The 7096-nt window shown below is 56.3% G+C and carries 5 protein-coding genes; all 5 read right to left on the bottom strand.

From position 1 onward, the window contains the following. Positions 1-303: 303 nt before the first annotated feature. Positions 304-1506: a Wadjet anti-phage system protein JetD domain-containing protein gene (locus HDE72_RS27475; RefSeq protein WP_183748755.1), complete on the bottom strand. Its 1203-nt coding sequence runs from the start codon at positions 1504-1506 to the stop codon at positions 304-306. Then, a complete protein-coding gene (locus HDE72_RS27470) occupies positions 1503-4901 on the bottom strand; it encodes an ATP-binding protein (RefSeq protein WP_183748753.1) in 3399 nt (1132 codons plus the stop codon). The genes HDE72_RS27475 and HDE72_RS27470 overlap by 4 nt, the downstream gene beginning before the upstream one ends. After that, positions 4898-5497, bottom strand: coding sequence for a DUF4194 domain-containing protein (locus tag HDE72_RS27465; protein WP_183748751.1), 600 nt, complete (start codon positions 5495-5497; stop codon positions 4898-4900). The genes HDE72_RS27470 and HDE72_RS27465 overlap by 4 nt, the downstream gene beginning before the upstream one ends. Continuing rightward, on the bottom strand, positions 5494-6855 hold the full coding sequence (locus tag HDE72_RS27460; protein ID WP_260176994.1) for a DUF3375 domain-containing protein: 1362 nt from the start codon (positions 6853-6855) through the stop codon (positions 5494-5496). The genes HDE72_RS27465 and HDE72_RS27460 overlap by 4 nt, the downstream gene beginning before the upstream one ends. Beyond that, the coding region (locus HDE72_RS27920) for a hypothetical protein (protein WP_260176995.1) at positions 6749-7096 on the bottom strand (348 nt) is incomplete at its 5' end. The genes HDE72_RS27920 and HDE72_RS27460, both read right to left, overlap by 107 nt.

Below are 7096 nucleotides of genomic sequence, written 5' to 3'. Positions count from 1 at the left end.
GTTTGACAGCGATCCGAAGATCACTGCTGCACTGACATCAAATGCCCACACTTATCGACTGTTAATTGTTAAAGAACTCTATTCGGTTACTGCTTATTTGCTACTCTCGCGCTATCGACAAAGCGTTGTGTTTGTCAGCTGCTAAGAAGAAAGAGTATGAAGCATTTTACTAAATCCGTCAATCTTCTTTTTTACTACATCGCCGTTTCCGGTGATCCTCAAGTGCCGCATTTCACTGCGTCTCATTGGGGAGGCGAACTATAGCAAAGGGCTGTCGCAGAAGCAAGGGGAAACAGGGTGTTTCTACACATTTTGTATTGCCGCCATGACCCAGTTAAAGCCAAGACGTTCCTGTTCCATGCGAATACACTCATCGAGCACATCGTCACGTAGCAAATGGAATAACACATGTTCGTCGTTATGCAAGCGGGTCAGTTCGCCGGTATAGCGTTTATGCCGTTCCTCATGTCCCCACAAGGAACGGTGCGTTTCCAGTGTTGTACGATCCATCAGCATGGAACGGGCTTGTGGCAAGAACGCACGCAGCCGGTCGAGAATGGCAAAGCCATGGGTATCGATATCCCCCCAGTAGATAATCTCCTTGTCCCGCAGCCAATCGATATCGGCCAGGCGCTCAATCCCGTAACCGCCGCCGAAAATCACCATGCTATCCGGCACATCCGGAAAAGCCAGGCCATTGATTTCATTTTCAGTAATGAACACCCGGTTGAACGCAGTCTGCATATGCGCAAACTGCGTAAGCGGCACGCTCAGATCGGACAAGCCGCCAATATAGTGACGGGTATCGAGCATGCGAAAACGTATCAGCACTGGTTTGGCCAGCAAACCATAACGTGTTTCAAATTGACGGGTGCCGACGGCGTCGGCGCTGATCGTGTCAACGGGCATGATCTGATCGAGTAATTCCGCCAGCAATGCCTTGCGGGTTTCAATGAATTTGCTATCGACGCCGGCAATATCTAGCTGCCGCATATATAACAGGGGACGCGGATGGGAGACAAACCATTGCAGAATCGCCAGGATACGTCCCCACGCTGGCGCCTGCTCCAGCAGCACCATAGTCCGGCGCACCAGCCAGCCAGACAATTGGGGAAAAACATGCAACGTTGCCGCCGCCAATTGCTGAAAGCACCGCATCTCGCTCGTGCGGGCTATCAATCGCAAGGCATCCGCTTCCTCCGCCAAGACAACTTTTTCGGGCAGGCGGTTGCGACCCAGTTGACGATGATTAATATCACGCCATGTAATAAGGTAACCATATCCTTTACCGGCCTTGCTGCCTTCTTCCAGTTGCCGTATCCAGCGCCGTACTTCGTCGAACTGTTCGCCCAGACTGGCGGCGGCCGGCTGGCGCACATTGAGTGTCAATGGAAACAAGGCCTCGCCACTGATATGCGCGGACAACAATTGGCCGCTCTCCCACAGGCGCAGCAATTGCGCGTGTATCGTCGCAGGCGTCGTCCAGCCATGGTCTTTCAAGCTCATGCCGCACGCGCCGCGCGTTCCGCTTGATATGCGTCAATGCTCAAGTAGCGCAACATCGATTGCCGTCCTTCTTCGCTGTGCACAAAGCCCAGGCCCGCGACATACGGTTCGATGATGTGGATTTTCTGCAGCGGCGTGACGATCAGTAATTGCAGATTCATGCGTTTGAATAATTCCAGGCCATAACGCGCGGATTCGTCCGAACCGCGACCAAATGCTTCATCGATGACAACAAAACGAAATGAGCGTGAGCGGATCACGCCCCACTCCAGCCCGAATTGATACGCGAGGCTGGCCGCCAGCACGGTGTAGGCCAGCTTTTCCTTTTGTCCACCAGATTTCCCGCCAGCATCGGTGTAATGTTCGTGTTCACGATCGTCTTCACGCCAGCGTTCGGAGGCGGAAAAGACAAACCAGTTGCGCACGTCGGTCACTTTGCGCGTCCAGCGCTTGTCTAACTCGGCCGTACCGCTACGGCCACGGAAGCGTTCTATGATGGCTTTGACTTGCAGGAATTTTCCCTCCGAATATTCTTCGTCGCTGGAACCCGTCAACGCACCCTCGGTACAGGCGCGCAAATCGCCCTGGAAATCGCGCAAGTCCGCGTCCAGGTTAGGCTCCGCCTCCAGTGCGATGTAGCGGTTGGGGTTGTAATCGATATCGTGCAACGAACGGTTGATGATATCGATGCGCTCGCGGATGGTTTCACGCTCCCGCTTGAGCTGTGACTGGAAGCCGGCGATTTCACGTATCGTATTTTCGTTCAGCAGCTCCTTGAAGCGCTGTGCAAAACGCGGCAAGTCATCGGCCTGCAAGGCAGCAAGCATTTTGCCGAACTCAGCGGCAGCGTCAATGCTGACGTCGACTTCGCGCGTATCGAGCGGCCACGTTTTCACGTAATCGCTCATGGTATTGATAATGCGGTCGCGCAAGTGATTGATTCTTTTGGCATCGGCGTCGATACGCGCCTGCAAAAAGCTGCGCATATCCTTTTCGCGGTTGTCGCAGGACTCCACCGTCAGCTTGTGTTCGCCCAGGGCCTCGGCCTGCAAGCCTTGCAACAAGGGAAAATACAGTGCACGCGCCGATTCCGGCGTCGCCTCCAGCAGCACCGCGCAATCGCCGGATTGCCGATTGGCCTGTTCCAGACGTTCGGTCAGGGTAGCGTGCTCGCCCGTATGGCGGCCGACGCCGGCATCGGTTTCAACCTGTGCCACGGTCAGTTCATCAAGTTGCCGCTGTAATTCACGCAACAAATCAGAGGCCGCTTCCAGCGTCTGCTTTTCACGCATCAACTGCTCGATCGCCACCACCAGCGGCTGCCAGTCCAACTCGCCAAAGTGCGCGAATACCGCCAGTTGCTGCCAGTGTCCCAATTGGTCGTTATGGGTTTTGATCTCCTGATTCAATGCAGTGATACGTATGCGATGGGCGGAAATCCGCGCCGCCAGGTCGCGCGCCTGTTTTTCCAGTACCGCGATCTTGGCCTGGTTCGACCAGCCCAGCACATAATGCGTGCGGTCTTGCAGATTACGGCGGTCATCCTTTTCATGGCGCTCGCCGCCCGCCTTGATCTGGCCATTGCGCGTGATGGCCAGTTTTTCGCGCTGGAATTGCTGCAGATTCTCGCAACAGGCATAGTCGAAACGCCGCATCAGCTCGGCTTCTATCCACAGATAAAAATCGGAATCGGGTTTGATGGCCAGCTTGCGCACCAGCGAAGCCGGATGCAAAGGCCGCGTTTCCGCCAAGCTCATAGGACGAACGCGGAAATACACCAGGCGCGTGCCCAGATAATTGCGGTCCACCCAGGCCGCGACAGCCGCATAATGGACTTCGGGCACCAGCAAGGCCAGACCAAAGTTGTGCAGCAGGCGCTCGGCAGCGCCTTCCCATTCATGGGCATCGTCGCGCACCTGTATCAACTCGCCGACAAACGGCAGATCCTCGCCGCGTAAATCAAGTGCGCCGCACAGTAATTCACGCAGCTTCAGCATCTGGACCGGGATATTCGAACGGCGCTGGCGCAAGGATTCCAGTTCCACCGTCAATTCACCATGGCTGGCGCCCAGTTCACGCACCAGCACGCCCGCCTCGGTCAGACTGTTCTGGCATTCATTGCGCAGCGCCACGCATTTCTCCTGGCCACTATCAATGGCGCGCTGATTGGCACGAAAACCCTCGTCGCTGGCCGCGCCAGACAAACCCAGCGCCTGCGCCAACTGCTCGTAGTGGGCCGAGCGGCGCGCCCGCTCATCCTTCAAGCTTTGCTGGCGCCCGATCTCGGCCTCGATCTGCGCCAGGCGATTGCCGCCATTGGCGGACATCGCCTCGCGGATGGCATCGCGCCGCAGGCCTTGCTCGTTGCGCAGTTGTTGCAAGCGGGCCAGCCGTGACGCGACTTTCTCAAGTTCGAGATGCAAACTCGCCAGACGCGTATCGAGCAAGGCGCTTTTAAGCGATGCAAACCACGGCCGCAACGCTTCGCGGCACCCTTTCAATTGCTCGTCCTGCAGCAGCAATTCGGCATGACGTGCGCAGTCACCGGTCAAGGGCAGCAACTGGTCGATCTGCTGCCTGGCCTTGAGTACCGCTTCGTGCGCCCGGTTCAAATCGTCGAAATGGCTAATCAGCGCGCTTATCCGGGCTTCGACAGGAAAAGCTTCGAGCATGTGTTCACGCACGAAATCGGTCAGGTTACCCACCGACTTCATCGACACGGTCTGGTGGAACAATTCCATCGCCTGCTCATTGCCGATGCCGAAACGGCGCCGGAAGTCCGCGCCATACGGCGGAAAGCTGTCATGCAAAGTCACGCCCTTGCTGGCGCGCAGACGTTTGCGCAACTGGTTGATATCGGTGCCAAAGCCTGCAAAGTGCTCACTGATGGCCAGCGTGCTATCGGCTACGACATAAAAACGCTCCGGTTGCCCGCGCGCATCCTTCAACCAGAATACCTGGGCCAAGGTTACGGTCTGGTCGTAGCCTTCGTTATAAAACACGCCGAGAATCACGGCATAAGTGTTCTGGTCGCGCAAGGCAACGGCGCGCGCCGTCGAGCCACCATCGCCGCGCTCCGATTTGTAATGGCCAAGCACATAGGTACGTAAGCTGCGCTCATGGGCATCGGCCCCGGCCGCCTTGTTGTACGAGATTTTCTGCGCCGGCACCAGCAGTGTCGTGATCGCATCGACCAGCGTCGACTTACCAGAACCGATATCACCGGTCAGCAGCAGATTGTCTCCACCAGGATGCAGCTTCCAGACCCGTTCATGGAAAGTGCCCCAGTTGAACACCTCGAAGTGATGCAGCCGAAACCCGGCACGCTCCAGCGTAGAAGCCGGCAGGCTGTCTGACGTGTCGGCGCCATTCTCATCAAACAAGGTATGCATCATGCGTCCTCACCCGCCAGCCCCGCACCATGGCTGGCGTAATCATCGAGCCGCTGCTCAAAATCACTGAGCCATTGCGCATCGACAAACGCCTTCAAAATGCGACGCACCTCGAATTGCTGTTCCTGTCCACGCAAACGGTACAGGAAACCCAGCTCGACCACTTTGTTCAAATGCGTATCCATGCGGTCGAGCAGACGCGCTTCGTTGGCGGTGTCCGGCAAGAACAGGCGTAATTGTTCAGTAATCTGTTCGCGGCTGACGACCAGCCGGGTGTCGCCCGCGTTGCTATCAAATTCTGCCAGCTTCTTGCGCAATAACACCAGGATTAAACTCACTGGATAACTGAGCTGGCGCCGCGGCACCAGGCGCGGCAAGGCAACTTCGCCCTCTGGCGTGGAGCGCTGACGTAAATAAGCATAGCCCTCGGCTTCATCAAGTATCAGTTCCAGGCCAATTTGCTGGCAATAGTCGCGCACCCGCGCCTGTAGCAGCAGCAAGGACTGCCACAAACCGGCATCACTTTCCTGATACAGCACGCCTTGCATCAAGGCAATCAGGATCTGGCTGTAATGCTGCTCACTGGAAGAATTCATCATGCGTTAAAAATAAGTAAAGGCAAGGTGGCTTGACGGGTACGGCCGTTCGCATCGCGCCAACTGATGGTTTCTTGCTGCGTATCATCGATTGCACTCGCCAGCTCCTGGGTTGCCAGGCTCAGGTAAGTGGCCAATTCCGCCAGGCCCTGTTCCAGCGGATAATCGGCAACCAGCGCTGCCAGCGTAATCTGTTTGCGGTTTTGCAGCGCGCGGCGGATATTCGATGCCAGTTTTAAACGGTCGACATACACTTGTTCAAACAGCGCGTCGGATGGGATGGCCTCATCCGGCCCGGCGAGCATGCCCTGCGAAATGGCCGGCTTGAATGGCGGTGAAAACAAAGTGCGGTCCATCGGCACGGCCACGCCCGGCGCGGCGGCATTGATCGAAATGAAGTCCGGCTGCTCGATGGCGCCACGCGCACTAAGCGCCTTCTTTTCTATATCGCGTATTAATTGCATGATGCGGCGATTTTCCAGCCAGGCCTGATCGTCCAGGTAGCGCCGCAATTGCTCGGACAGACGCGCCACCGTGCGCTGGGTCACTTCGCCCGCTTCCAGCCAGTCGTAATGAATCCGGTTCAAACGGCTGTCCGGAGCCAGTTCGCGCACCGGATCGAGTGCCAGCACTGCACCCAGCAGTGCCGTCAATTCATCCTGGCGCGACGGCGACATCAGCAAGTCCCAGAATGCACGGAAGCTTTTACCTTCGTCGGAGTCGGCAATGATGTCACGTTTGCCGAATATATCCTGCAGCAACTCACCCTTGCTACCATCCCAGGTGGCAATACGCTCGCGCACCGAGCGGTCCAGGCTACGAAAATTATGCTCGACGGCACGAAAGTCCGACAGCAGTTCACGCGCGGTCGACGACATTTGCAAGAAACGTTCACGTATCTGTGTCGGCTCCATCATGTCGAGTCGGCCTAGACCAATTTGCTGGATTTCGGCATCGATCGCCGCCTTGCGTTTTTGTAACTCGGCGATACGGGTACGCGGATTGAGTTCCGTGCCATCGATAATCTGGCGCAACAAGTCGAATACCGTCATCAGCCGCGATTCCGTGCCTATGAACTGGCGCTGCCCCAGGCCAAGTAACCATGCTATCGCCTGTTCGGTCGGCGAAGTCAGATCGTAATGCGGTTCGTCCTGGCCGGCAGGATAATATTTACGCAACCAGCCGCGTTCATCAGACGCCCAGTCATCCAGATATGCCACCGCAGTTTTAGGGAATAACACCTCCCCAGCAACTTCATGCAAATGATAAAGATGATCGTCCAATTGCGACGCCAGCTGCTGGCGCGCGAGCGTACGTATATTCGGTACAATAAAATGACGATGCAGAAAGCTCGCGATCATTGGTGCATGATCGGCGGCGAGCAAGCGCCATGCCGGATGGCTGCGGCGCTGAGCGGAAAGCTGTTGATAATCCATCGTTATGCGGTTCGTGGCTTGCTTGTTTCGCACTGTAGCACCAATCACAAACAGTGGTCATGACAAAACCACCAGACGAAAAAAAACCCCACCGGATACCGGCGGGGTTTTTTTCTACTACGAATAACAAGCCTGACAATAACCTACTTTCACACTGGTTGCAGCA

Source organism: Janthinobacterium saanense, assembly GCF_014200675.1.
Lineage (GTDB): Bacteria > Pseudomonadota > Gammaproteobacteria > Burkholderiales > Burkholderiaceae_D > Janthinobacterium.
Note: the sequence above shows the minus strand (reverse complement) of the source record. Positions and strands in the feature narration are given on the sequence as shown.

Excerpts from the sequence above, each read along its gene's own strand:
- HDE72_RS27470 (WP_183748753.1), bottom strand. The coding sequence starts at position 4,901 with ATGATGCATACCTTGTTTGATGAGAATGGCGCCGACACGTCAGACAGC.
- HDE72_RS27475 (WP_183748755.1), bottom strand. The coding sequence starts at position 1,506 with ATGAGCTTGAAAGACCATGGCTGGACGACGCCTGCGACGATACACGCG.
- HDE72_RS27460 (WP_260176994.1), bottom strand. The coding sequence starts at position 6,855 with ATGATCGCGAGCTTTCTGCATCGTCATTTTATTGTACCGAATATACGT.
- HDE72_RS27465 (WP_183748751.1), bottom strand. The coding sequence starts at position 5,497 with ATGATGAATTCTTCCAGTGAGCAGCATTACAGCCAGATCCTGATTGCC.